We start from the raw sequence: 25754 nt of genomic DNA, 5'->3' as shown, positions 1-25754 counted from the left end.
GTTTTTCTGTTTGGTTTCGTTTCCGTTGAAGAGGGGGCTGTCACGGGGACGGCTCCCTTTTCTGTATTCGTCGCATCAGCAAGTTGAACGCACTGCTCACTGCAAGGTAAGCTCTCTAAGTGACAAGATCTCTTTCACCTGCCTTTTGAGAACTCGAATGGACTTGTGGGTTGCATAGCTTTCAATAAGTGCGGACTTCTCAGCTTCGTCAAACCCAGGAATGAATCTTGGATCCAACCCATCGTCTAGCGCCAAGTCTTGCCTGATTGTGTTCAGAATTTGAGGAATGTGCTCAAGTTCTGGTGTGGGCATGCGCATAATATGGCACCTACTTTTCAGTGGTTCACTGATAGTGCTCAGCGTGTTTGCCGTCATAAGCCAGCCTACGTAGTAAAGGTTTACTGGAGCCTGGAGGTACGGCTCATGCCAGTTCATCGCTTCTTCCTTCTCAAGCAACCCGAGGAGCTTGTGCTGAACGTTCGCAAACTTGCTCTCTTGTGCCTTGTCGATTTCATCCAAGATGAACACAGGGTTCCCGATTTCCTTGTCATGAATGACAGTTGACATGATTGAGGGCATAGCAGTGGCATAGCCCTTCGAGACGCCAAAAATTTGGTCGTCCTGCATGCCTGCGACAGAAATCTTGCGATGATAAATGTCTAGCTCTTCCAGAAGGCGTGACAGTAGTCTGGTCTTTCCAAGTCCAGGCTCACCCACGAGGATGGTAGGCTCGAACACGATGCCTTCTTTGCCTGCACTCATGCGGCGAAAAGTAGGCTTCAGCAAGTTGTCGATGATGTGGGCTGCGTAGGGGAACTCTTTGACGAGTGCTTGTCTAACTTCAACGAGCCCATCACGATGAAACAGGGGAACGCCAACGCCTTGCAGGCGGGCAAACTTGTCGTGAGCAGTTTTGCTTTCCTTGTTGAAGCTTGCAGGAAGCTTCTCAAGGAAGATGACTTTATTGAACGGGATATCAGGGTTCAGGAGTTCGTCTTCTGAACTCTTGAACAGTTCTTCTACGAGCTCTTCAACAGATTTCTGGAGTGCTTGGGTGGGCTGCTTTGTGGACGCTTTGGGCATGCGAATTCATATCCTTTGGGGGGGGCATTGAGATGTTGCGAGTCATCTCGAAGGATATGAAAAAGAGATCGTTCATAGATTCTGATTATCACGAATTGGTATAAGGTCCAAGCGTCTGAGGTGTGCTTTCCGCAGAGAAGGAAGTCGTTATTTAAGCTAATATTGAATTGTCCGAAAAAGTATTGGGGCTGGACTGTTGGTAGAGCTTTCCGAGTTGCTGTATTTTGCTACACATTTTGCTACACAATACCGAAGTGTTATACCTTATAAACCCATGATAAATAATAAAAAATTTTCCCACATTTTGCTTTGTGGCGCTTCCCCAGTCCGCCATTTAACTCCCCTTACATAAAACGTTTGTAAGCGTGAAATACGCTGCGTCGGTCCTGCTTTGTTTGCTGGTCAAAACATTTTATTTTGTTTATGTTTTGGCATCACATTTCAGAGGCTGACATGTCCAACACTGCGTCCCCACAACTCCGCCATTATCCAGTAACGCTCTTTGCTATCGGCATGGGGATGCTTGGCCTAACCTTGGCTATTCACGCTGCCGAACTTACCTACCGGACCGGGGCGCACTATTCGGCCTATGCGCTATGGGTGAGCGTCGCCTTACTGGCGGTCATCAGCCTTGGGTATCTGGCGAAAATCATCCGTCATCCTGATGCGGTAAAAGCCGAGTGGAACCACCCTGTTCGAATCGCCTTTTTTCCAGCGATTTCAATTTCTCTTCTGCTTTTGTCCGCAGCGCTGCTCACGGACCACAAGGCCATTGCTGGACCTCTGTGGTGGATCGGAATGGCATCGCAGGGTGTGCTGGCTCTCTCAGTGATTTCGGCGTGGATCGGGCATCGTAGTTTCGCGCCAGTCCACGTCAGCCCCGCATGGTTCATTCCTGCCGTTGGCAACGTAATTGTTCCGCTCGCTGGTGTGCCATTGGGGCACACAGAACTTTCGTGGCTGTTCTTTTCCGCCGGTGTGATGTTCTGGATCGTATTACTGACGCTGGTGATCAATAGGCTCATGTTCCACGACCCACTGCCAGGTCGCCTTGTGCCAACCCTTGTCATCCTTATTGCGCCGCCTTCGGTTGCGTTTATCGCGTGGACGCGACTGTCTGGCGGCGTCGATTCTTTTGGCCATATTCTGTTGAGCTTGGCTTACGTGTTTGCGCTGATCGTTTTGACCCAAGCGCCGAAATTTATGCGTTTGCCGTTCGCATTGTCGTGGTGGGCTCTCTCGTTCCCGATCGCAGCGCTGTCGACCGCATCGTTCCTCTATGGCCGAGAGCTGCAATCACAGAGCCACATCGTGATCGGCACAGTGCTCCTGATGCTATTGCTAACTATCGTCGGGGGATTACTCATGCGCACGGCAATCGCTGGGCGACGTGGTGAAATTTGTCAGCCTGAGTGATGGCGATCCCACGAGGACTCGAACCCCGAACCTGCTGATTAGAAGTCAGCTGCTCTATCCAGTTGAGCTATGGGACCGCTGGATGCTCTTTAACTTTGGCGCGCCATGACGTGCAAGCGAAACTCTAAGGCCGTTTCGGCTTTGGTGACGCAACGGTTAACTGATCTGTCGCAGGCAGCCCTTGTCAATCTTGGGGAAGGTTGGCATTAAAACCGTGTTCTCAGGGCGGGGTGAAATTCCCCACCGGCGGTTAAAGCCCGCGAGCGCCCATCAAAGGTGGGGTCAGCAGATCCGGTGAAATTCCGGGGCCGACGGTTAAAGTCCGGATGAAAGAGAACGTTCGGGGCAGCGCAGCAATGCGTCTGTGTTCGGGCGGCTGCGCCTTGGGACCATTTTGATAAGACAAAGGAATGGTTCCATGACTGACAAACTAAAGATCGCCTTCATTAAGGCCCGCTGGCATGCGGAAATCGTCGATCAAGCATTGGTCGGCTTTGAAAAAGGTATGGCTGACGCTGGCCGTGCTGTAGACATCAAATCCTTCGATGTTCCAGGGGCATTCGAAATGCCGCTACTGGCGAAAAAGCTGGGCGCGTCGGGAAAATACGACGCAATCGTCTGCGCTGCGCTGGTTGTTGACGGTGGCATTTACCGTCACGATTTCGTCGCTTCGGCTGTCGTCGATGGCCTGATGCAAGCGCAAATGGAAACAGGTGTGCCGACGTATTCGGTATCCCTGACGCCACATCATTTCCAGCCGACTGAAGAGCACATCGGGTTCTATCACGCACACTTCGTCAAGAAGGGCGAAGAGGCTGCATCGGCTGTTCGAATGATCGCTGATCTCGATATCTGATTTTTGAAGACGGGCCGCCAAAGTGCGGCCCGTTCTACTTTGCTTGGCAAAGACCTTAACCGATTGAGACGGTTGTTTTTCGAAGCCGTAAAGTCTCGTTCGGTCCCATTCCCATCTCATAGCCAACATTTCACAACGCGGCAGTTCCTGCTGCGTCTTCTCCTTTGTTCATGTGGCACGAAACTTGCGACTAATCCCCGCCTGATACCTTCGCATTTTGGCTCTGCGTCGTCGGGCCCTATTGGGCACCTGTCGATACGAAAGAGATGCGGTGGCTTGGCATGGAGAAGTAAAGTTTTTGCCCCTTCGACCGTTACCGACATGTGGGCCAATTAAAATCAGTCCGTTTTGGGCGTGTTGAGGAGAAGAAGTGTACATGTCTGACGTCGAGATTTCTTTGTCAGGAGAACTGTTTCACTCGGATGCGGCTGAACTGCTCGAGTGTCTTAAGGATGCCTTGGACGAAGGTGGATGCATCGTTGATGTGGCTGAGCTGGAAAAGATCGAATTCGGTCCGCTTCAGGTTCTTGTCGCAACAGCGGCAGCAGCACGCGCACGTCAGATCGGTTTTGAGGTTCGTATGTCACCTGAAAACACCACGGTTCTCAATGCTTTGGCGGCCCATGCGCTGAACGCTGAAATGATAGCCGGCTCAATGTCTGGCGCACAAGAATAACTCGGATATCGATATGACTAAAACTGTACTGACCGTTGATGATAGCCCGTCGATCCGCCGGATGATTGCCCTGACGCTCCGCGAAGCGGGGTATAACGTTCTCGAGGCGTCCGACGGCCAAGACGGTTTGGAAAAAGCAACCAGCTCGCGCGTTGATGCCATCATTACCGACCAGAACATGCCGCGCATGGATGGGATTTCCATGATCAAGGCGCTGCGCCAGCACCCGAACGGGCGCGGCGTGCCGATCGTCGTTCTGTCGACAGATTCCGCGGACGCGCTGAAATCTCAAGCTCGCGAAGCGGGCGCATTGGGTTGGATGGTTAAGCCGTTCACCCAAGACAAACTTCTCGCTGTTGTGAAAAAGGTATTGGGCTGATGTCTGATGATCTGATTGCAGTCTTTCAGGAAGAGCTCGCAGAGCTGCTCGAGAGTCTCGAAAGGGGCTTGGTTGATCTTCAGGAGAGCCCTGAGGATGCGGGGCTGATCAATCAGGTCTTCCGTGATCTTCATACCGTTAAGGGAAGCGGCGCGATGTTCGGGTTCACCGATCTTGCGGCGTTTATCCATGATTTTGAAACCGCCTTTGAAAAGGTCCGCGCTGGTGCAGTTCCTGTAACACCTGAATTGGTGCGTCTCGGCCTTGCGGCACGTGACCAAATTCCGGGGCTGGTCAATGGCGACGCTGATCCAGACGGTGATCGTGTCGCGATCCTGAATGCCTTGCGCGATCTGACATCGGGTGGAGGTGTTGCGGCAGCCGATATCGACGATGAAATCGAGGCCGAAGCTGTCGCATCAAACGCGCCCGCGACCCTTCGGTTCAAACTCTCCGAGGATGCCCTCGCGCTGGGCGCACGCCCTGATATTTTGCTATCGGAGTTGAAGGACCTTGGCGCGACCCAAATCGTTGCCGACCTTTCTGACATTCCAGCATTAGACGATCTGAATGCGGATCAGTGCTACGTCGCGTGGCAGATGCAATTGCCTGCTGGTGTTTCAGAGGGTGATGTCGAAGACGTATTCATGTTCGCGGACGCCGACTGGACGCTGACCGCTACCGAGGTCAACGAGGTTGTCGAGCGTGACGAGATTGATGATCTCCTGTCCGAGGCACCCGTCCTCGACACCCCAGCCCCACAACAGCAAGTGCCCTCTGACAAAGCGCTTGCCGCAACTGAACCTGCTGCCTCTATTCGTGTGCCTGCTGCGCGTCTTGACGCGCTTATGGACTCTGTTGGGGAACTGGTGACTGTTGAGGCCCGTTTGACGGAACTGGCGCGTCACAGCCGTGACCCCGCGCTCTTGTCCACCGCAGAAGAAGTCACCCGCCTTGCTGCACGTCTGCGGGATGCGACGATGACCATGCGAATGGTCCCGATGCGGACTTTGGTGTCGCGCTTCCGCCGTTTGATCCTTGGTCTTTCGTCTGATCTGGGCAAACCTGTGGAATTTGTGGTCGACGGTGAGGATACCGAACTCGATAAAACGGTGATCGAAAAGCTCGCTGATCCGTTGGTGCATATCCTGCGCAATGCCATCGACCACGGTATGGAAGATCCCGCTGCTAGAGCGCAGACGGACAAAGATCAGGTTGGGCGGATTGAACTGTCCGCAACTCATGTTGGTGGCGAGGTTCACATCGTTGTTCGTGATGATGGGCGTGGCATGAGCGCCGATAAAATCCGCGCAAAGGCGATTGAGCGCGGCTTGATCACCTCTGAAGCCCAACTGACAGCGGGTCAGGTGTTCGCGCTGGTTCTTGAACCTGGGTTCTCGACCGCCGAAACGATCACAGAGCTGTCCGGTCGTGGTGTCGGCATGGATGTTGTCCGACGCACCATCGAAGGGCTGCGTGGTGTCATCGAAATCGACAGTAAACTGGGTCAAGGAACGACAGTTACCCTGCGCCTCCCACTGACCCTCGCGATCATTGATGGTTTGCTGATTGAGATTGCGGACGAACGCTACACACTGCCGATGTCGTCAGTGAAAGAGATTTTCGAACTGCCGTTGGACAAACGCATTGCGTCTCGCAACGGCGACTACCTCGATATCCGCGGTCAGTTCGTGCCCTTCGTTCGGTTGCGTCATCTGTTTGACTGCGAAGGTGAGCCACCGACCGAACAGAACGTTGTCGTGGTCGAGTCTGGCGACGCCCGCATGGGGGTCGTTGTCGATCGGATTATCGGCACGAACCAAACGGTGATCAAACAGGTCTCTAAACTTCAGCAAGGTGCACGCGCGATTTCTGGCGCGACCATTCTGGGGGATGGCACCGTGTCTCTGATCGTAGACGTTGCGCAGCTTCTCGCGATGTCGGGGCCATTGATCGAACCTAAGAAAGAGGTGGCCGCATGACCCTCGCCGCATCTCATAAAATCGTAATCACCTTTTCGATCGGCCCTCAGCGCCTCGCTATTCCAGCGACCGATCTGCGCGAGATCATCGACCCGCTTCCGACAACCCGCGTTCCGGGTGCAGGTGATTTTGCACCTTGGGTGGTTAACGTCCGTGGGGCAGTTTTGCCACTGGGCGACCTGCGTTTGCCCTTGGGGATCAACGACCCCAATCCAGCCGAACGCCCCGAGGATGCCCGTCGTTTCCTCGTCCTAGAAGCCGTCATCGGCGGCGAACCAACAACGGTCGCCGTGATGGCTGACATCGTCCACGAAGTCGCGACCATCCCGTCGAAATCCATCGAACCACTACCCGCCACGTCTATGTGGCCCTCTGAATTTGTCGAAGGCCTGTTCAAGGGCCCAGAGGGCGAATTCGTTCTCATCCCCGACCTATCCGCAATCTTTACAGCAATGGCGCAGCGCGCCGCTGTTGCCTAACTTGGGAACTGTGACATGCGTCTGAGCATCAAAGTTAAACTCGCCGCCACCTTTTTGTTCGTGTTTATCCTCTCGTCGATTTCGATGGGGATCGCCCTTAGGGACCTCGATAAGGTCAACCAAAACTACGACGCGGTTGTCGCTGACGAACTGCCCGTCTTGTTGCTGATCGAAGATCTGACCCGCATTAAATTGATGGTCCGTACCACTGTTGCGGAAATTCTCATCGGTCTTCCTGATGCGCCAGCGAACCACATTCCGAACCTTCGCGCGCACTTGAATGAGCTGAATGAGGAAGCCAAGCAATATGTGGCTGAAATTCGTGCTGTCGCTACGCCCGACATGATCACGATCTTAGATAATTTCGAACAGGCCGATGCTGAAGCGCTGGCGACCGCTCAGCGTGTCATAGCATATGAACTTTCGGGTCAGGGCGATCCAGCGAACACCATGTTCCACGGCGCTTTGCGCGACGAAACAGAAAATCTGCAGAACATGCTCGTGCAACTGCATGAACTCGTTCACGGTCGCCTCGAAGCCAGCGTCGCTGCAGACCAAGCGAGTTTTGTCGCCGGTCGTCGCAATCTGATTATCATCGTTGCCGCAACGATGCTGGTGGGTGCTATTTCCGCGCTCTTCATCGTTCTGAGTATCTCGCGTCGCCTTGGTGTGGCTTCGGCAATGGCTCGTAGCGTTGCCAAAGGTGATCTTCGCAACACAATTGACGTTCAGGGCCGTGACGAGATCGGTGATCTGCAGACCGCAATCAACGACATGGTTGTAAAGCTGCGTGATATCGTCGGTGAAGTGACCCATTCGGTGCGCAACGTGAACAACGGCGCGACCCAGATGGCCGCGACCTCCGAAGAGCTGTCGCAGGGCGCAACAGAACAGGCATCGTCGACCGAAGAAGCGTCAGCTGCTGTTGAGCAGATGGCTGCGAACATCAAACAGACCGCTGAAAACGCGAGCATCACTGAACAGATGGCTACCAAATCTGCCGAAGATGCGCGCAACAGCGGTAAGGCTGTGACCCAAGCTGTTGATGCGATGCAGACCATCGCTGAACGCATCATGATTGTTCAGGAAATCGCGCGTCAGACCGACCTGCTCGCTCTTAACGCTGCTGTTGAGGCTGCACGTGCGGGTGAGCATGGTCGTGGTTTCGCGGTCGTTGCGGCTGAAGTTCGGAAACTCGCAGAACGTAGCCAAACCGCAGCAACTGAAATTTCGTCGCTCTCTGCGTCGACCGTTCAGACTGCTGCAAGCGCTGGTGAAATGCTTCAAGGTCTTGTTCCTGACATCGAACGCACATCGTCGCTTGTCACTGAAATTTCGGTGGCTGCGCGTGAACTGGCAACAGGTTCGTCCCAGATCAACATGTCGATCCAACAGCTCGACCGCGTGACCCAAGAGAACACCTCGGCGTCCGAGCAACTTTCGGCGAGCGCAGTTGAACTGGCTGATATGTCCTCTGAGCTGGAACGCATCGTTGGGTTCTTTGAGATGGATGGCGCTGCTGCTGAAAAACCTGCACCGCGTAAATCTGCTCCTGCTGCAAATGCTGCCAAGAAACCGATGCGTCCATCGCGTCCGCAAAAGGCTGATGGTGGGTTCGATTTCGATCTGGGTGAAGATGATCTGGACTCGCTCGACGATCAATTTGCTCGCAGTAAATCCTACTGATCCGGAGCGGATGTATGTCGACTTGCACTGACATCGTCACCTTCACAATCGACCGCGCCATCTATGGTGTCGCGGTCGATCGGGTTCGAGAGATTCTGGACATTCGTCCCATCGCACCGTTGCCGAAGGCTCCGAAGTATCTGATGGGCATCATTGATTTGCGCGGGGAAAATATCCCTGTCGTCGATCTGCGGAGTTTGCTGAACCTCGAGCCGTTAGAGGACACGCCCAATACGCGTATCCTCGTGACCTTGATGGACTATGGCACGGGCTCTGGCGTTGTTGGCGTGCGGACAGACCGCGTGATCGAAGTTACCCGTATGGACGACGAAGAAATTCGTCCGTTGACCGAAGCTGAATTGCTGCGGTGGGACGGTGCTGCCATCGCGGGGATCGGGCGTCGCAACGGTGAAATCGTGAGTGTCATCGACCTTGATCATCTGTTTGGTGATCCTGCACTTCTAGCTGGGGTCTCGACTTCTGCTGCGATTGACGCCGCTTGAGGATTCCACCGTGGTCATGACGTCATTGCAAACTGATACCAGCGAAAGGTTCCGGCATATCATCCGGACCCTGACTGGCATTAGCTTGCCCGCGTCAAAGGCTCCAATGATCGAACAGCGTTTGCGCAAGCGGATGGTGATGTGGCAGCTTCCCGACGTGAACAGCTATCTTCAGGCTCTCGTCAACGGGCAGTTGCCCGAAGATGAACTGCGCCAGGTTATTGATCTCATCACTACAAACACGACGAGCTTTTTCCGCGAGAAGGAGCATTTTGACTTCTTGCGCAGCCATATCGTGCCCGAGCTAATCGCCAATGCGGGTATGAAAAAGGCACGCATGAAGGTTTGGAGCGCCGCGAGTTCCGAGGGCGCCGAAGCCTATACAATCGCGATGGTTCTGTCCGAGGCCTGCCGCACAGGCGTGCGATTTGACTGGGGTGTTCTGGGTACTGATATCTCGCGTCGCATGATCAAAAAGGCGACGATTGGCGTCTACGATGAAGAACAGATTTCGACCGTCGCCCCTGATTTAGCGCGGCGCTACATCATGACTGCGCAGACCCCGCGAATGGATGGCAAAGTGCGCATCGTCCCCGAGCTACGTCAGCGCGTTCGGTTCCGTCACATGAACCTGATCGATCTGTCCTACCCCGTTGACCGCGATGTATCTGTGATTTTTCTGCGCAATATCCTGATCTACTTCGATGCGCCTGACAAAGCAGCTGTCGTACAAAGGCTGGCAGATCACTTGCAGATAGGCGGTTATCTGATCGTGGGGCACGCTGAAAGCATGGTCGTTCGATGTGACAGCCTCGAACAAGTAAAACCTACAATTTTTAAGAAGATCGCAAGATGACCAGTGCCGAAATTGACCCCATCAAAGTTCTGATCGTGGACGATTCATCGTCAGCACGCGTCATGATGCGTAAAATCGTTGAAAGCGATCCAGCGTTGAGCGTTCAGGCCATGGCGCAGGATGCTTATTCCGCAGCACGTTTGATGAAAGAAGCGTTGCCTGATGTCATCCTGCTCGACCTTGAAATGCCGGGTGTCGATGGGATCACATTCCTGAAAAAGATCATGGCGCAGCGTCCATTGCCCGTCATCATCTGTTCCTCGCTTACGCAGAGCGGATCCCAGCGTAGTGTCGAGGCAATGGAGGCGGGTGCCGTTGATGTCATCCTCAAGCCGTCGATGGCAGACGCGAAGGTATTCCAAGAGGCGTCGGCCAGAATTTGTGATGCAATCCATGCCGCCGCTCAGAGCAATCGCGCGCCCGGTCGCAGGCTCCCGCGTCGTGCGGCAGCGCCAGTTCAGCCCACGGCTAAACTCTCAGCGGATGTCATTCTACCGCCGCCCAACTTCTCGCGCCCGATCCCAAAGACCGAACCGATCGTTTGCATCGGTGCCTCGACTGGGGGGACTGAGGCTCTGCGCGAAGTCCTTTGCGCTTTACCTGCGGATGCTCCTGGGATCGTCGTCGTGCAGCACATGCCAAAAGGTTTTACCAAAGCCTTCGCCGATCGTTTGAATAGCCTCGCTCAGATCGAAATTTGCGAAGCCGAAGACGGGATGACTGTCACACAAGGGCGCTGCATCATCGCAGCGGGTGATCGTCACATGCTATTGCGCCGTGGTCCTTCGGGGTACCGCGTCCAAGTGGTGGAAGGCGAAAGTGTCAGTCGGCACCGCCCCTCTGCTGATGTGCTGTTCCGCTCTGGGGCCGCTGCGGGTGGCGCGAATATTCTGGGTATCATCATGACGGGCATGGGCGATGATGGGGCGCAATGCTTGGGCGAAATCAAACGGGCGGGTGGGCACACTATCGCCCAAGACGAGGCCACTTGTGTCGTCTACGGTATGCCACGCGAAGCGGTGAACCTCGGTCACGCAAAGCAGGTTCTGCCTCTAGGCCGTCTTGCACTTTCAATCACTACATTTGCCCGTATGCACGGGTATCACGGGGCCGGCTCATGACGCATTTTACCCCTATCCAATCGCCCATTCGCGCGACGATTGACCACTTTGTTCGGCTCAGATCAGAGATCGAAACAACCTTTGTATCAACGAGCTCAAGCCTAGAAGGCGCCCTAGATCGGCTTGGTCATTTGTCGTCGGTGTTTGGCGAATTGCGCGAGGGACTCGGTGCGGAAACCGAAGCGCAACTGTCCGCATTGATCGACACCGTCAACGCGCATCTTTCGACGCTTCAGGCCAACTGCGGCAGCTTTACGACGGCCTCGTCAGAACTGCATAAATCGGTGCGACTGATTTCGTCCGAAGTCCATGAATTGGACCGCGTTGTTCGGACCATCGCCAATATTTCGATTAACGCGCGTATTCAGGGCAACAGCCTTGTTCCCGCACGTCCGCAAGTGACGGCTTTTATCGATAGGCTCGCGGCTATGTCGGAAGAGTCAGAGAACATCCTAAGCGAAATCAACGACTCGATGGCAGAAATTGCCTATGACGTCAGAGCGATGGACTACGAGCAGCGGCTGATGCTGGGCGAATTGCGCCAGAACGTTATGCCGTCCATTGCTGCGTTCTCGACCATGTCGACCAAAATCCGTGACGGTCAGGCAGGCATGGTTTCTGCCGCGCAGGACATGGATGAACAGGCCAATCAGATCGCGTCTGAAGTCGGGCGTATCATCGTGGCGCTTCAAACCGGCGATTCCGCGCGTCAGCGTATTGAGCGGGTCGAAGAAACACTGGCGATTGCGGAAACTGTTGATGGCCGCGATGCGTCCCGACTGGCTGATCTCGCGATTGCATTGTCCGAGCGTATGAAGCTTCGGACCCAAGAGGACATCCAAACGGCGATTGCCTCTTTGCGTGCCGTTCAGGAGCGTGGCGAGCAGGCTATTCTAGCGGCTTCGCGAACGACCTTGGGTGGGACAGGGCTTTCGTCGACGGCGGGTGGGAAGGAACACAAAAAGCTCGAACAGAGCTTGCGTGGGAACGGTGAACACTTCGCCGCCATGAAAGGCCGCGCAGAAGCAGTCCACAACCGTTTGTCAGTTATTCTGAAACACGAAGCGACCCTGCGTGGCATCGCGCATCAGATCCGTCTGTCTGGTATCAACGCGGTGATCATCTGCGCAAAACTCGGTACCGAAGGCCGCGCGCTTCGCGAGCTGGCGCATTGGCTCCGCGATTTGACGGATGAGAGCGACCTCATCATCGCGCGGCTTCAGTCGATTTTGGCCGATACGCGTGAAACGATCCGTGTCTTGACCGAAGATCGTATAGGTGGCCTCGAAAGCTGCCTGTCGGATTTCTCAAACGACGGCCAGTCGCTGTTCAATATGATCGAGACAGCAAATGGGCTGATGGTTCGCACCAGTTCTGGCTTTGAAGCAGCGGCCTCTTCGCTGCCAATTCAGATCGCATCGGCAACGGGTGAGTTGGAGCGCTTTAGCGAACGTCTTGACCGCCTTGGGTCGCATCTGATGGGACTGCAATTGTTCAAAGATACGGTTTCCGATCAGGGCGCGAGTGACCCTGATCGAATGTCGGACATCCTTTCATCACTCCGTTCGAAATACACCATGGAAGGTGAACGGATCATCCACGACGAACTTTTCGGTGGCGATTTCGTAACTCTCGAAGTTGTCGCCGATACCGCGCCTGACGCTGGTTCGGATGATCTGGACGATATCCTTTTTTAAACGTCTGTGAGTTCACGGGCGGCGCGTGCGATCACGAGCTCTTCGTTGGTTGGAATGACCATGACCGTTGTTCGGGACATCTCTGTCGAGATGACCTGCGCATGGGCGTCGTTCTTACTGTGATCGATTTCGATGCCCATCCATGCCGTTCGTTCGCAGACGCGATCACGGATAAAGGCTGAATTTTCACCAATCCCGCCGCAGAATACCAAGGCATCAATCCCGCCCATCGCAGCGGCCATCCCGCCCAGTTCGCGCTGAATGCGGAAGACAAAATAGTCGATTGCCTGTCGGGCCTCGAGGCTATCCGACGCTTCCAACGTCCGCATGTCGTTTGACAAATCAGACAGCCCAAGAAGGCCGGATTTCTTGTAGAGCATGTCTGAAATGTCGGTCGCCGAAAGGCCCTCTTGGTCCATCAGATATAGAACGACACCCGCGTCGAGTTGCCCGCATCTGGTTCCCATCGGCAAGCCATCGAGGGCCGAAAACCCCATTGTCGATGCGACTGACTTGCCGTCTTGGATCGCACACATTGATGCGCCGTTCCCGAGGTGGGCAACGACTACACAACCTTGGGCGATTGTCGGCGCGATGCGGCGTAATTCGCCAGCAATGTAATCATAAGACAGCCCATGAAACCCATACCGCCGCACGCCTTTGTCGTAATAGGCGCGGGGTATAGCAAAGGTATCGTTTACATAAGGGTGGTGACGGTGAAATGCGGTGTCGAAACAGGCGATCTGAGGCGCGTTAGGAAACGCCGCTTTGGCTGCCCTGATCCCACTGAGGTTATGCGGCTGGTGAAGGGGCGCAAACGGTTCGAGTGTGGTCAACCGCTCTAAAACTTCATCCGTGACCATCACGGGTGCATCATACCACAGTCCACCATGAACGACGCGGTGCCCTACGATATCGATCGTCTTTCCATCCAGTTCTGGCTCGATTGCTGAAAGCACAGTGGTGAGCGCTTCTTGATGCGTGCTCAGACCGTCAGTTTTCGTTGGTAGGTCGAACCCCCGTTGATCCTTTAGTTTCAACGTTGCATTCGTCCCGATCCGGTCCACCAATCCAGTGACCAAGGGTCGATCGCTATCTGACGAGTAAACTGCAAATTTCAGCGATGAAGACCCCGCATTCAGCGTTAGAACGGTCGTCATTTCACGCCACCTGCTTTGACGCCATTGAGCCGTGCGTCATGGAGCGCAGCAACAGCGCAGGATGCGAGGCGCGACATTTTGCTGTCAGACCGCGAGTTCAGGATCACGGGCACTTTCGCCCCTAGAACGAGGCCAGCCCCTTCGGCATGGCTGATAAAGGCGAGCTGTTTGGCCAACATATTCCCCGCATCAAGGTTGGGAACAACAAGGATATTCGCGTGGCCAGCCACATCGCCGCTTAGCCCCTTTGTGCGGGCAGCACCTATGTCGACCGCGTTGTCCATCGCCAGCGGGCCGTCAACTTTGCCGCCCGTGATTTGTCCGCGCTCTGCCATCTTGGACAAAAGCGCAGCGTCGATTGAGGACGGGATAGACGGATTAATGGTCTCAACAGCAGACAAAACAGCGGCAAGCGGTTCTTCGGACCCAATAGAAATCGCGAGGTCGATTGCGTTCTGAACAATGTCAACCTTGGTTTCGAGGTCAGGCGCGATGTTAATCGCGGCGTCTGTGACCATCACAGGGTGCCGCATGCCCGGAACGTCCATGACAAAGACATGGGTAAATCGACGGCCGACCCGCAGACCGTTTTGTTTGTCGAGCATCGGGCGCAACAGATCGTCCGTGTGTAGATGCCCCTTCATTACGGCAGCCGCTTTTCCGTCATGGACCAGCTTGCAGGCGATCGATCCAGCTGAGTGATGGTCCGCCGCGATGATTTCAAAGGCAGAGATATCTTCACCCAGTTCGTCTGCCGCGGCTTTGATCTTGGCAGGATTGCCGATCAGGATGGGCGTGATGATGCGCTCTTGCGCCGCAAGTAGCGCGCCCCCCAAGGATTTAACTTCCTCGGGGCAGACGACCGCTGTTGCAAGTGGGGGCAGGGGCTTTGCCTTCTCAAGAAGGGCCTCAAAATGCCGATGCCTTTCGACGATGAGGCGCGGCACGTCTACGTTGTCTTGGTCAAACTTGACCGTTGGGGCATGGACCTGCGCCTCACCACGCAACACGAGGTTGCCGGTGTCAGCTTGGGTGATGTCGGTGGATAGAGTGACTATCCCTTCCTCATCTTTGGCGGTGACAGTGACCGTGCAGATGATTTCTTCGCCAGCATGAACGCGGTCAAAAAATTCGAGCGTCTGGCGTCGATAGAGCGTTCCAGGGCCAGGCAAGCAAGTTCCCAGCACCGCGGAAATCAGCGAGGCCACATACATCCCAGGCGCGACGCTTTCGACCGAACCATCGCCGTCGCCATCGTGTCGCGGCAGGTGCATCGGGTTGTAGTTCCCAGATACGTTGGCGAACACGTACAGGTCGTCCGCCGTCACCAATCGGCGGAGGGATTCGGTCTGACCGATTCTGAGTTCATCGAATGTTTTGTTTACGAGATGCATGGTGGCCCGATGGCTCCCTTGAGTTGGTGTCCGGTCGTTCCTCCCGAGAGGTCACTAGCTGTCACCACGGGCTTTCGCTTTGACCTTAATCATAAAATTATGAAACTGGCTCGACAGTTCAATGGCTCAATCGAGAATGTGGAAAAATGCTGCACAGCAGTATAAAAGTCTCAAAAGTATAGGTTGTATTTGCACTATTTGACATCAGGGTGACCTGCCGTCACGTTGGCGATCGAAACACAGGTTTCACTTTGATGCAGGTCCCTATGCTTTGGAGGAGGGATATGGACTAGCATTAATACCCCCGATCTGATCGCCCAAAAGGCTGAGCGGATCGGGGGTTTTATATTTCTGGCCCCCTAAAATCTCGACTTTCAGGACCTTTGCGCATATCGCTGCGGTCAAAGGGGCATATGAACGTGGGTGGGATGTTCAGAGTTTTACTTCGGTTGGCAAAAGGCTGTGCGATCGTGGGCGGATTGGTTCTGTCAGCGCTCATCGTGATGGTTTGCTTGTCGATTATGGGCAAAATCACTGCTGACATCTCACATGCGATGGTTGAGTTGGCTCCAGCCTTGTCCGATTGGATATTGGCGCTGGGCATTGGGCCCGTGCGCGGTGATTTCGAACTGGTCGAGCTGGGCATGGCGGTTACGATTTCCCTATTCATGCCCCTATGTCAGATGACAGCAGGACATGCGCGCGTCGACCTCTTTACACAAAACATGCCAGCGCCTGTTTTGCGCATCCTCCAAGCATTTGTCGACGTGTTGGTCGCCGCTGTATTGGTGGTGATCGTTTGGAAATTATTCGAGGGTTTAGAGGCAAAACACCGTGCAGGCACGCGGACGACATTGCTGCAGATCCCGCTTTGGTGGGCGTATTTGGTAGCTCTCATTGGGCTGGGGCTCACGGCGCTATGCAGCCTCTACACGGCAACCGTTCGAATAGCAGAGGCACTGACAGGGCGGGCGATCCTGCCCGTTGGTGAAGGGGTGGTTCATTGAGTAACCTCGAAATCGGCCTCTGGTCGTTCCCCGCCCTTCTCGGCCTCATTTTTCTGCGCGTGCCGATCGGCATTTCGATGTTCTGCGCGGGATTTGGCGGGCTTTGGTTGATGATGGGGAACCCCAACCTCGCTTTGGCAAAGCTAAAGACTGAGACCTTCACCACATTTTCCGACTACTCCATGTCCATTGTGCCGATGTTCCTCCTGATGGGGCATTTCGCATCTATTGGCGGCATGTCGCGTGCGTTGTTCAAAGCCGCAGAAAGCTGGATTGGCCATCGCCGCGGCGGGGTGGCCATGGCAGCGGTCGGGGCTTGTGCTGGCTTTGGTGCGATCTGCGGGTCCTCGCTGGCCACGGCGGCCACGATGAGCAAGGTCGCTCTGCCTGAACTCAAACGCGCTGGCTACGCAGGCGGATTTTCGACGGCAACGCTTGCGGCGGGTGGAACGTTGGGCATCCTTATTCCGCCGTCTTTGATCCTTGTCGTCTATGCGATCTTGACCGAGCAAAACATCGCGAAACTGTTCCTTGCGGCCTTCATTCCGGGCCTTTTGGCAGCAGCTGGCTACGCTACCACCATCTCACTCTATGTGCGGCGGTATCCTGATCAAGCGGGCACGCGTCCGCCCGTGTCCTATGCGGATCGGATGCGCGAGCTGGTCAAAGTCTGGCCTGTACTCGCCGTATTCGCGACGGTTGTTGGTGGCATCTACACTGGGCTCTTCACGCCAACCCAAGGGGCTGCCGTTGGCGCGGCTGGGACGGGGATCGTGGCAGCGCTAAACGGAACCCTAGGACGAAGTGCTATCGTCGAGGCGTTTCTGGCGACGGCAAAATCATCCGCGATGATCTATCTGATCGTGTTCGGCGCGAAGTATTATAATGGCTTCCTTGCCCGATCAGGTGCACCGCAAGAGGTGTCGGAATGGCTCTTGTCCCAAGGCTACGCCCCCATCGTTATCCTGATCGCCATCCTTGTGTTCTATCTCATCATGGGCTGCGTGATGGACAGCCTGTCGATGATACTACTGACCGTCCCAATCTTTTTCCCTGCATTGAAAATGATGGAATGGGGGATGACGACCGAAGAACTGGCGATCTGGTTCGGGGTTCTCGTTTTGATCGTGGTTGAGGTCGGATTGATAACGCCGCCTGTGGGGATGAACCTGTTCATCATCAACTCGATGGATCGTGAAACCCCGATGCCAGAGACCTATCGCGCAGTCATTTGGTTCGTCGGTTCTGATCTGATCCGCGTGGCGATTTTGCTTTTGTTCCCAGCGATCACGCTCTTTCTGATATGAAAAAGGCCGCCCGATTGAGGCGGCCTTTGACTGTAATGATGCGTGTTCTTATTCTGGAAGGATACGAACGCCGCCCTTTGCTGCCGACGATGCCAGCATCGCGTAGGCTTTAAGCGCGGTCGAAACCTGACGCTTGCGCGGCTCTGCTGGTTTCCATGGAAGCGGGCCTTTGGCGTCACGGCGTGCGGCCAGAGTCGCTTCATCAACGGCGAGGTTGATGGTGCGGTTCGGGATATCGATCTCGATGGTATCGCCAGTTTCGACCAGACCGATCAGGCCGCCTTCTTCGGCTTCAGGGGAAACGTGGCCGATAGACAGGCCCGAAGTGCCGCCCGAGAAACGGCCGTCGGTGAGGAGCGCGCAGGATTTACCCAAGCCTTTGGATTTCAGGTAGGACGTCGGGTATAGCATTTCCTGCATGCCTGGACCGCCACGCGGACCCTCGTAGCGAATGACTACGACGTCGCCTTCGACCACTTTGCCCGTCAGGATGCCGTTCACAGCATCGTCTTGGCTCTCGTAGACCTTGGCTTTGCCAGTGAACTTGAGGATCGAGTCGTCAACGCCTGCCGTTTTCACGATGCAGCCGTCCAGCGCGATGTTGCCGTACAGAACGGCAAGGCCGCCATCTTTGGAGAACGCGTTTTCTACCGAGCGGATCACGCCGCCTTTGCGATCACGGTCGAGCTCTTTGTAGCGGTTCTGGGTCGAGAACGCTTCGGTCGTGCGAACACCACCCGGTGCAGCGCGGAAGAATTCGTCCACTTTCGGGTCGTTGGTGGTCATCACGTCCCACTTTGCAATGGCTTCGGCCATAGTGGGGGTGTGAACGGTGCTGACGTCGCCATGGAGAAGGCCGCCGCGATGCAGTTCACCAAGGATCGCCATGATGCCGCCAGCGCGGTGCACGTCTTCCATGTGAACATCTGCTTTTGCAGGGGCAACTTTGGACAGGCACGGAACCTTGCGTGACAGACGGTCCATGTCCGCCATCGTAAAGTTCACTTCGCCCTCATGCGCGATAGCGAGAAGGTGGAGAACGGTGTTGGTCGAACCACCCATCGCAATATCGAGCGACATTGCGTTCTCAAACGCTTCAAACGTCGCGATGTCACGCGGCAGAAGCCCCGGCTTCTCTTCTTCGTAGTGGGCTTTGGTGATTTCAACGATCTTGCGACCCGCCTCGAGGAAGAGTTCCTTGCGATCCGCATGCGTTGCGAGAACCGAACCGTTACCTGGCAGAGCAAGGCCGAGCGCCTCAGCAAGGCAGTTCATCGAGTTCGCGGTGAACATACCAGAGCACGAGCCACAGGTCGGGCAGGCGGCTTTCTCAATCGCGTCAACTTCTTCGTCAGTATATTTGTCGTCGGCTGCCGCAACCATCGCGTCAACGAGGTCGAGCGCGTGTTCCAGATCGCCGATCTGAACCTTGCCAGCTTCCATCGGGCCGCCAGACACAAAGATCACGGGGATGTTCAGGCGCATTGCCGCCATCATCATACCTGGGGTGATTTTGTCACAGTTCGAGATACAGACCATCGCGTCAGCGCAGTGCGCGTTCACCATGTATTCGACCGAGTCAGCGATGATTTCGCGGCTAGGGAGCGAATAGAGCATCCCGTCATGGCCCATCGCGATGCCGTCATCGACCGCGATCGTGTTAAATTCCTTTGCAACGCCGCCCGCTTTTTCGATTTCGCGAGCGACCATCTGACCGAGGTCTTTGAGGTGAACGTGACCCGGAACGAACTGGGTGAACGAGTTCACGACTGCGATAATCGGCTTACCAAAATCGCCATCGGTCATGCCTGTGGCACGCCAAAGACCACGGGCACCTGCCATGTTGCGGCCATGGGTGGATTTACGAGAACGGTAATAGGGCATTGGGACATCCATCTGTTGCGCGTTGACTAGATATAACGTCACAAAGCCGATGAACAGGGTTTCGCGGCGATTTCCTGTCTGGCCCAGAACTTGCACTTTCATTGGCTGATTAGGTCAAAGGGAAACGCGTGCAACGTCGTGATGTCATAACAGGATTGATAGCAGGTTTAGCGATGCCATTCGTCGCGCGCCCTGCTGTGGCGACCACGGGGAGCATTTTGGCACGCGGCGCTGGGCCTTTGATTGACCTCGACACAGGCGCGAGCCTTTACGAGATGTACGATCCAGAGCCTGAACCGCTGCAGGAAGGGCCGATGGGCCAATCGCCTCAGGTCGACTTTGCTGCGGGAACGCCCGTTCTCAATATGTGGAATATCCATACAGACGAACGCATCGCGGTGCGCCCTGTGCAGGCCACGGGTGTTGATCACGCCGCGCTGGATCAAGTGAACCGTTTTATGCGGGACTGGCGTAGAAACGAAGTCAAACCGATTGATGCAAACGCTGTGGTCGGTCTGCTTGAAATCCAAGAGCAAGCCCGTCGCCAAGGTTTCTCGGGCGACGTGCGTTTTCTCTCTGGTTACCGCAGTCGTGCAACCAATGACGCTATCCGCGCGGCGGGGGCCAATGCTGCGCGCAATTCGCTTCATATTCAGGCGAAGGCAATTGATTTTAGCCTGCCTGGAGTGTCGATCCGCGATACGATCCAACTCGCCAAAGGACTGCACATGGGTGGGGTCGGGGGTTACGACACATTTGTGCATGTCGACACGGGTCGGGTGAGGTTTTGGGGCACAGCCGCCTAACGTGGTGCCACGCCCCGTTTGCAACCTCGCGCTTTCCTGTTAAAGCCGTTTTGCTCACGGCCAAGGAGACTATCATGACCGCCCGTATCGACGCCTGCTTTGCGAAAGCCCGTGCCGAAAATCGTCCTGTTCTGGTGACTTACACCATGGCGGGTGATCCGGATGCGGAAACCTCTCTCGCTATTCTGAAAAACGTTGCAGCGTCTGGCGCGGATATCGTCGAATTTGGTCTGCCCTTCACCGATCCTGTTGCCGACGGTCCTGCCATTCAGGCGTCTGGCCTGCGCGCTCTTGATGCCGGTCAAACGACCGTTAAGACGCTCGATCTGGTGCGTGAATTCCGCAAGGATTTCCCAGATACTCCGGTCATCTTGATGGGCTACTACAACCCGATTTATTCTTACGGTCCCGAGAAATTCGTCCTCGATGCCAAAGACGCTGGCGTTGACGGCATGATCGTCGTGGATGTCCCTGCTGAGGAAGATGACGAACTTTGCATCCCCGCGATGAAACAGGGGCTGGCTTTCATTCGTCTCGTTCCGCCGACTGCGGACGATAAACGCCTTCCTGTCATTCTGAAGAATTCTTCGGGCTTTGTTTACCACGTGTCGATCAACGGCATTACGGGCGCGGCAACACCAGACTATTCCGTTGTATCGACCGCACTAGAGCGTATCCGCAAATATACTGACCTGCCGATTGTCGTTGGTTTTGGCGTAAAGACGGGTGAACACGCTGCGGCGCTGGGCGAACATGCCGATGGCGTTGTTGTAGGCACCGCTCTGGTCAACCAAATCGCATCGACCTTTGGCGAAGGTGATACCGCTACGGCCGCGACCGCGACTGCCGTGAATGACATGGTTGCTGATCTTGCCGCTGGTGTGCGTCGCGCCAAAAGCAACTGATCTGCGCACAGCCGCACATAAATATCAGTAGCCCGTAGCAGTGCTGCGGGCTATTTCTTTGCCCGACTAAGGGGGATTTCCGAATGGCACCGATCGTACGGGTTAATGACCTGCGCAAAAGCTACGCCTCAGGGTTTGAAGCGCTCAAGGGCGTGACGCTCGATATTGAAGAGGGCGAAATCCTTGCGCTCCTCGGGCCGAATGGAGCGGGTAAAACCACGCTGATCTCGACGATTTGCGGCATCACGATGCCATCGTCGGGGACGGTCACTGTTGGCGGCCATGACATCCTTAAGGACTATCGCGCTGCGCGGTCGATGATCGGACTGGTGCCCCAGGAGCTTAGCCTCGAAGCGTTCGAGACCGTTTTCAACGCGGTTAGTTTTTCGCGGGGCCTCTTTGGAAAATCGCGTAATGACGCCTTGGTGACCGACATTCTTCGGCAGCTTGGTTTGCTCGACAAAAAAGATACAAAGATTATGGCCCTTTCGGGCGGTATGAAACGTCGTGTTCTGATTGCCAAGGCGCTCGCCCACGAACCGCGAGTTCTGTTCCTAGATGAACCGACCGCGGGTGTAGACGTTGAGTTGCGCAAAGACATGTGGGCGGTGGTTGATCGGCTTCGTCAGGATGGCGTGACGATCATTCTGACCACCCACTATATCGAAGAGGCCGAGGCCATGGCTGACCGCGTCGCCGTGATCGATAAAGGTCAGATCATGCTCGTTCAGGACAAAGATGCCTTGATGAGCCACATGGGACAGAAAGAACTGATCATTCAGCTGGACCAATCTTTGGTGGGCGACATTCCAGATGCACTCAGTGCCTATGGGCTTGAGGTAATCGAAGAGGGCGCGCGCCTGCGCTACGTCTACGACACAAAGGCCGACCGCACGGGCATCACGTCCCTTTTGAACGACCTTCAAAAAGCGGGGCTTCAAATGGTGGATATGGAAACACGGCAAAGCAGCCTCGAAGAGATTTTCGTCGGTCTGGTCAAAGGAGACGCAGCATGAACTATCAAGCAATGCGTGCGATCTACATTTTCGAAATGTCGCGCTTTTTCCGCACCTATCGGCAGAGCTTCCTCGCGCCTGTTATCTCGACCTCGCTCTATTTCATCGTGTTCGGCGCGGCGATTGGCAGCCGTATCGATCAGGTCGAGGGCGTCAGCTATGGCGCATTCATCGTGCCGGGTCTGATCATGCTGTCAGTCATGACCCAAGCGACCTCGAACGCATCTTTCGGGATATATTTCCCGAAATTCACGGGCTCGATCTACGAACTCCTCTCAGCGCCCATCAACTTCCTTGAGGCGACAGTGGGCTATGTCGGTGCGGCAGCGTCAAAGGCCCTCATTATCGGGGCAATCATCTTTGTGACCTCGTTTTTCTTTGTCGACGTTCAGGTGATGCATCCCTTGGCGATGGTCGCGTTTTTGATCCTAACCTGTCTGTCGTTCTCTCTGCTGGGCTTCATCATCGGGATTTGGGCTGGGAATTTTGAGCAACTGCAGATCATCCCACTGCTGATCATCACGCCGTTGGTGTTCCTCGGGGGGAGCTTCTATTCGACCACCATGTTGCCGCCGTTTTGGCAGGCCGTGACCCTTTTGAACCCAGTCCACTATCTGATTTCTGGGTTCCGTTGGTCGTTCTTTGAACAGGCAGATGTTCCAGTTGGCGTGTCGCTCATGGCGATTGCGGCGTTTACCGCGCTGTGCCTCGCTGCGATTGCGTGGATTTTCCGCACGGGTTGGCGCATTCGGTCGTGACGGCGGCTTGTTACGGCTGGACCTCGTGCCTATCTGTCATCGTATGAAACGTTGGATCCCCTTTGTGAAATCAGGCCCCCGTGTCGCCGTCGTTCGGCTGCAGGGGCAAATCTCCAATTCGTCGCGCGGGCTCGATGATGTCAGCCTCGCGCCTGTGATCGAAAAGGCGTTTCGCGGTAAACCCGATGCGATTGCGCTGCAGATCAACTCACCCGGCGGATCACCTGTTCAGTCGTCGTTGATTGCGGGACGTATTCGCCGTTTGTCCGAAGAAAAGGGCATCCCAGTTTTCGCATTTGTCGAAGATGTCGCGGCATCTGGGGGCTACTGGCTGGCCTGCGCTGCGGACGAGATTTTCGTGGATCGCGGTTCGATCGTTGGGTCCATTGGCGTGATCTCCGCAGGCTTCGGCTTTAGCGATCTAATCGGTAAATATGGCGTAGAGCGGCGGGTTCATACGGCTGGTAAGTCCAAGTCTCAGCTCGACCCGTTCAAGCCTGAAAACCCAGAAGACATCGAACGTCTGCGCGGCTGGCTGGATGACTTGCATGTCTATTTCATCGACTATGTAAAATCCCGTCGCGCGGGAAAATTGGCTGAAGGTACGGATCACTTCACGGGCGAGATTTGGATCGGCCAGCGTGCCGTCGAAAACGGTCTAGCGGATGGCATTGGGCATTTGGTGTCAGTGATGAAAGACCGTTTCGGCGATAAGGTCTCGTTCCGTCGCTACGAACAGCGTCGTTCGCTGTTCCAACGGTTCGGTGCCCAAGCGGCACAGGATGTGATCGCGGGCGTTGAAGAACGCGCATCCTTTGCGCGGTTTGGTTTGTAAATGTTGGTGCGCGCCGTCTTTTTCTTTCTGATTTTCATGGTCGTTTTGGCCATGTTCGGAAAGTGGCGCTTCCCTGGGCAGGATCGCATTGCATCTGCCAAATGCCCGCGCTGCGGAAAGTTTCGCATCGGCAAATCCCGATGTGGCTGCAAAAAGGACTAAGGTTTTATGGATTGGGTGCTGACGTTTGCAGGTTTGATTATCCTGCTGCTGGCGGGTGATGCTTTGGTCAAAGGGGCGGTGAATCTGTCCCTGCGACTAGGGGTGCCTGCGCTGGTCGTCTCGCTGACGATTGTGGCCTTTGGCACCTCTGCTCCTGAATTGCTGATTTCGGTTCAGGCCATTTTGGATGGCGTTCCAGAGCTCGCTTTGGGGAATGTCGTAGGGTCGAATACGGCGAATATTTTGATCGTCTTGGGTATTCCAGCGATGATCGCGCTCATGCACACGAGCCACTACGATACCCGCGCCAGCTATCTGCAAATGCTCGCGGGTACTGCGTTGTTTATCGGCCTATGTTTTATGGGACCGATCACTTGGGTCAAAGGTCTGATCCTCATCGCTGCTTTGGCGTTGATCTTGGGGCATACTCTTTTGGAGACGCTCAAGCACCGTGCTCAATCGTCTGAGGATGAGGCGGTCGAGGGCGCTGACCCAAGCATGACTTGGAAGAAGATCATCGCGTTTTTGACAGTGGGTCTGGTTGGTCTGCCTTTGGGGGCGAACCTCTTGGTCGAAGGCGCGACGAACATCGCCGTTCGTTATGGGGTCAGCGATGCAGTGATTGGTCTGACCCTCGTCGCCGTAGGCACGTCGCTTCCCGAACTTGCGACGACCGTCATGGCATCCCTGCGTCGTCAGGCGGATGTGGCGTTGGGCAACGTCATCGGGTCGAACATGTTTAACCTTTTGGCAATCGTCGGGCTGTCGAGCTTTTTTGGCGACATCCCAGTACCCACAGAGTTCCTAACCCGTGACCTGTGGGCTATGGCTGCCGCATCTCTTTTGTTGATCCCATTCGTCTTTTTCAAACGTGATCTTGGCCGGATTGCAGGCATTGCCTTGACCGCGCTGTATCTGGCCTATCTCTTTGTCCTGTTGTGACAGGAGTTCGATGATGAAGCGCGCATTGGTAACCGGAGCAGGTGCTCGTTTGGGTCGTGATATGGCCCTTTATTTGGCTGAGCGCGGCTATGATGTTGCTGTGCACTACGCGAGCAGCAAAGAAGGCGCCGAGGAGACGGCAGCGGCTATTCGGGCAAAAGGTCGATCCGCGGTCACGCTTCAAGCTGATTTGCTGATCGAAGCCGAAGTACAAGATCTGTTGCGAAAAGCGGCAGAGGCACTGGGCGGCCCGATCACCTGTTTGGTGAATAATGCGTCAATCTTTGAATACGACAACATCCATACTGCGACGCGCACTAGTTGGGATCGGCATATGGAGTCCAACCTCCGCGCGCCCTATGTCCTGACTCAAGCATTAGCCGCGCAGGCCCCTGATCCGATCGTGGATGATATGGGGGAACCGGTCGCGCAAAGCTTGGTCGTCAATATGATCGACCAGCGCGTCCGGAAATTGACGCCAGAATTTTCGACCTACACCATCGCCAAAATGGGGCTTTGGGCACTGACCCAAACTGCGGCCCAAGGTCTTGCCCCGAAAGTCCGTGTAAATGCGATCGGACCTGGTCCGACATTGCAGGGCGGTCGGCAGACCCTCGATCACTTCCAGCGGCAACGCCGTTCCACGATTCTAGAGCGCGGATCGAACCCAAAAGACATATGTGCGGCGTTAGGTTTTCTGGTCGACTCGGTCGCAGTGACGGGTCAATTGATCTGCGTCGACGGCGGTCAGCACCTAGGTTGGAAAACGCAAGATATACTTGGGGTCGAGTAACAATCTCAAAGATTGCGCGACAAGTTGTGCACTTTGTCAAAATACCGACAT

The 25754-nt window shown here is 55.3% G+C and carries 24 protein-coding genes, 1 tRNA gene and 1 riboswitch; of the genes, 20 read left to right on the top strand and 5 right to left on the bottom strand.

Annotation, left to right across the window (positions count from 1 at the left end; genetic code table 11):
* Positions 1-96: 96 nt before the first annotated feature.
* Positions 97-1083 (bottom strand): AAA family ATPase, encoded by a 987-nt coding sequence (locus AC07ED_RS11485; RefSeq protein ID WP_105235892.1) that lies wholly within the window; start codon positions 1081-1083, stop codon positions 97-99.
* 453 nt (positions 1084-1536) lie between these two features.
* Here AC07ED_RS11485 and AC07ED_RS11480 point away from each other — a divergent pair, with 453 nt between their 5' ends.
* Complete coding sequence (locus AC07ED_RS11480; protein WP_105235891.1) at positions 1537-2499, top strand: SLAC1 anion channel family protein; 963 nt, start codon at positions 1537-1539, stop codon at positions 2497-2499.
* On the opposite strand, the gene AC07ED_RS11475 is transcribed toward AC07ED_RS11480, so the two are convergent.
* Positions 2500-2576: transfer RNA gene (locus AC07ED_RS11475), tRNA-Arg, on the bottom strand.
* Between the two features lie 135 nt (positions 2577-2711).
* A riboswitch (FMN riboswitch) is annotated at positions 2712-2841 on the top strand.
* A 76-nt stretch (positions 2842-2917) separates the two neighbouring features.
* On the opposite strand from AC07ED_RS11475, the gene AC07ED_RS11470 reads away from it, so the two are divergent.
* The 10 genes from AC07ED_RS11470 (at position 2918) to AC07ED_RS11425 (ending at position 12734) form a co-directional block, all read left to right on the top strand.
* Positions 2918-3355, top strand: coding sequence for a 6,7-dimethyl-8-ribityllumazine synthase (locus AC07ED_RS11470; RefSeq protein ID WP_105235890.1), 438 nt, complete (start codon positions 2918-2920; stop codon positions 3353-3355).
* 376 nt (positions 3356-3731) lie between these two features.
* Positions 3732-4031, top strand: a complete 300-nt coding sequence (locus AC07ED_RS11465) for an STAS domain-containing protein (protein ID WP_105235889.1) — start codon at positions 3732-3734, stop codon at positions 4029-4031.
* A 13-nt stretch (positions 4032-4044) separates the two neighbouring features.
* The gene (locus tag AC07ED_RS11460; RefSeq protein ID WP_105235888.1) at positions 4045-4410 is read left to right on the top strand and encodes a response regulator; all 366 of its coding nucleotides are present in this window, start codon (positions 4045-4047) and stop codon (positions 4408-4410) included.
* A complete protein-coding gene (locus AC07ED_RS11455; protein ID WP_245918076.1) occupies positions 4410-6392 on the top strand; it encodes a chemotaxis protein CheA in 1983 nt (660 codons plus the stop codon). The genes AC07ED_RS11460 and AC07ED_RS11455 overlap by 1 nt, the downstream gene beginning before the upstream one ends.
* Positions 6389-6871, top strand: coding sequence for a chemotaxis protein CheW (locus AC07ED_RS11450; RefSeq protein ID WP_105235886.1), 483 nt, complete (start codon positions 6389-6391; stop codon positions 6869-6871). Before AC07ED_RS11455 ends, AC07ED_RS11450 begins: the two co-directional genes overlap by 4 nt.
* Before the next feature lie 15 nt (positions 6872-6886).
* Entirely contained in the window at positions 6887-8557 is a 1671-nt protein-coding gene (locus tag AC07ED_RS11445) for a methyl-accepting chemotaxis protein (RefSeq protein ID WP_245918075.1), read from the top strand.
* Between the two features lie 14 nt (positions 8558-8571).
* Positions 8572-9060 (top strand): chemotaxis protein CheW, encoded by a 489-nt coding sequence (locus AC07ED_RS11440; RefSeq protein ID WP_105235885.1) that lies wholly within the window; start codon positions 8572-8574, stop codon positions 9058-9060.
* A gap of 16 nt (positions 9061-9076) precedes the next feature.
* Positions 9077-9916 carry a CheR family methyltransferase gene (locus AC07ED_RS11435; RefSeq protein ID WP_105235884.1) on the top strand — a complete coding sequence of 280 codons (840 nt, stop codon included), beginning with the start codon at positions 9077-9079 and terminating at the stop codon, positions 9914-9916.
* Positions 9913-11037 carry a protein-glutamate methylesterase/protein-glutamine glutaminase gene (locus AC07ED_RS11430; protein WP_105235883.1) on the top strand — a complete coding sequence of 375 codons (1125 nt, stop codon included), beginning with the start codon at positions 9913-9915 and terminating at the stop codon, positions 11035-11037. Before AC07ED_RS11435 ends, AC07ED_RS11430 begins: the two co-directional genes overlap by 4 nt.
* The gene (locus tag AC07ED_RS11425; RefSeq protein WP_105235882.1) at positions 11034-12734 is read left to right on the top strand and encodes a hypothetical protein; all 1701 of its coding nucleotides are present in this window, start codon (positions 11034-11036) and stop codon (positions 12732-12734) included. The genes AC07ED_RS11430 and AC07ED_RS11425 overlap by 4 nt, the downstream gene beginning before the upstream one ends.
* Here the strand turns inward: AC07ED_RS11425 and AC07ED_RS11420 are convergent.
* Together AC07ED_RS11420 and AC07ED_RS11415 are read right to left on the bottom strand one after the other, a co-directional pair.
* A complete protein-coding gene (locus AC07ED_RS11420; protein ID WP_105235881.1) occupies positions 12731-13894 on the bottom strand; it encodes an acetate/propionate family kinase in 1164 nt (387 codons plus the stop codon). The genes AC07ED_RS11425 and AC07ED_RS11420 overlap by 4 nt on opposite strands.
* On the bottom strand, positions 13891-15288 hold the full coding sequence (locus tag AC07ED_RS11415; RefSeq protein ID WP_105235880.1) for a bifunctional enoyl-CoA hydratase/phosphate acetyltransferase: 1398 nt from the start codon (positions 15286-15288) through the stop codon (positions 13891-13893). Before AC07ED_RS11415 ends, AC07ED_RS11420 begins: the two co-directional genes overlap by 4 nt.
* 428 nt (positions 15289-15716) lie before the next feature.
* Between AC07ED_RS11415 and AC07ED_RS11410 the strand changes: the two genes are divergently transcribed.
* Positions 15717-16295, top strand: coding sequence for a TRAP transporter small permease subunit (locus AC07ED_RS11410; protein ID WP_158664551.1), 579 nt, complete (start codon positions 15717-15719; stop codon positions 16293-16295).
* Positions 16292-17602: a TRAP transporter large permease gene (locus tag AC07ED_RS11405; protein WP_105235878.1), complete on the top strand. Its 1311-nt coding sequence runs from the start codon at positions 16292-16294 to the stop codon at positions 17600-17602. The genes AC07ED_RS11410 and AC07ED_RS11405 overlap by 4 nt, the downstream gene beginning before the upstream one ends.
* A 48-nt stretch (positions 17603-17650) precedes the next feature.
* Here the strand turns inward: AC07ED_RS11405 and ilvD are convergent, their stop codons facing one another.
* Positions 17651-19486 carry a dihydroxy-acid dehydratase gene (ilvD, locus tag AC07ED_RS11400; protein WP_105236402.1) on the bottom strand — a complete coding sequence of 612 codons (1836 nt, stop codon included), beginning with the start codon at positions 19484-19486 and terminating at the stop codon, positions 17651-17653.
* Positions 19487-19659: 173 nt separating this feature from the next.
* Here ilvD and AC07ED_RS11395 point away from each other — a divergent pair, with 173 nt between their 5' ends.
* From AC07ED_RS11395 to AC07ED_RS11365, 7 genes are all read left to right on the top strand, one after another.
* Positions 19660-20292, top strand: coding sequence for a YcbK family protein (locus tag AC07ED_RS11395; protein ID WP_105235877.1), 633 nt, complete (start codon positions 19660-19662; stop codon positions 20290-20292).
* A 74-nt stretch (positions 20293-20366) separates the two neighbouring features.
* The gene (gene trpA, locus AC07ED_RS11390) at positions 20367-21197 is read left to right on the top strand and encodes a tryptophan synthase subunit alpha (protein WP_105235876.1); all 831 of its coding nucleotides are present in this window, start codon (positions 20367-20369) and stop codon (positions 21195-21197) included.
* 83 nt (positions 21198-21280) lie between these two features.
* Positions 21281-22213: an ABC transporter ATP-binding protein gene (locus AC07ED_RS11385; RefSeq protein WP_105235875.1), complete on the top strand. Its 933-nt coding sequence runs from the start codon at positions 21281-21283 to the stop codon at positions 22211-22213.
* Positions 22210-22971 (top strand): ABC transporter permease, encoded by a 762-nt coding sequence (locus AC07ED_RS11380; RefSeq protein ID WP_105235874.1) that lies wholly within the window; start codon positions 22210-22212, stop codon positions 22969-22971. The genes AC07ED_RS11385 and AC07ED_RS11380 overlap by 4 nt, the downstream gene beginning before the upstream one ends.
* Positions 22972-23014: 43 nt before the next feature.
* Complete coding sequence (locus AC07ED_RS11375) at positions 23015-23806, top strand: S49 family peptidase (protein WP_105235873.1); 792 nt, start codon at positions 23015-23017, stop codon at positions 23804-23806.
* Positions 23807-23974: 168 nt separating this feature from the next.
* Positions 23975-24910 carry a calcium/sodium antiporter gene (locus AC07ED_RS11370; protein WP_105235872.1) on the top strand — a complete coding sequence of 312 codons (936 nt, stop codon included), beginning with the start codon at positions 23975-23977 and terminating at the stop codon, positions 24908-24910.
* A 13-nt stretch (positions 24911-24923) separates the two neighbouring features.
* Entirely contained in the window at positions 24924-25703 is a 780-nt protein-coding gene (locus tag AC07ED_RS11365) for an SDR family oxidoreductase (RefSeq protein ID WP_105236401.1), read from the top strand.
* The last annotated feature ends 51 nt before the right edge of the window (positions 25704-25754 follow it).

Source organism: Aestuarium zhoushanense (genome assembly GCF_056431045.1).
The sequence above is the reverse complement of the archived record's forward strand: the minus strand, read 5'-3'. Positions and strand labels throughout refer to the sequence as shown.